Raw genomic sequence first — 465 nt, 5'->3', positions numbered from 1 at the left:
GGTCAGCCGAAAGGGGTCATGATCGAGCAGGGCAGTGTTAGCAATCTGGTAGATGCTTTATGGAAACGAGTATACAGCCGTTACGAACAGCCGCTTCATGTCGCATGGCTGTCAGCATTTGTATTTGATGCTTCGGTGAAGCAAATCTTTGCCAGCTTGCTGTTAGGCCACACTCTGCATGTGGTGTCCCGTGACGTCAGTCTGAGCGGAGAGCATTTGATCGCCTACTACCGCACGCACCGGATTGATCTGTCGGACGGCACACCTGCGCATCTGCATATTTTGAACGAAAGCGTCAGTGTGACGGAAGCGCCGGAAGTGAAGCATTACCTGATCGGTGGCGAAGCATTATCCGTGCAGCTGGTACAAGTGTTCCTGCACAAGTGGTCCGGGTATCGTCCGGTGATTACGAACGTGTACGGTCCGACCGAAACGACGGTAGATGCGACCGCTTATACGATTGAA

The 465-nt window shown here is 52.9% G+C and carries 1 protein-coding gene; it reads left to right on the top strand.

What is annotated here, in order from left to right:
* The coding region (locus G9G53_RS25740) for an AMP-binding protein (RefSeq protein ID WP_165150885.1) at nucleotides 1-465 on the top strand (465 nt) is incomplete at both ends.

Origin of the sequence: Paenibacillus sp. EKM206P (genome assembly GCF_011066155.1) — a bacterium.
GTDB lineage: Bacteria > Bacillota > Bacilli > Paenibacillales > Paenibacillaceae > Paenibacillus > Paenibacillus polymyxa_D.
Note: the sequence above shows the minus strand (reverse complement) of the source record. Positions and strands in the feature narration are given on the sequence as shown.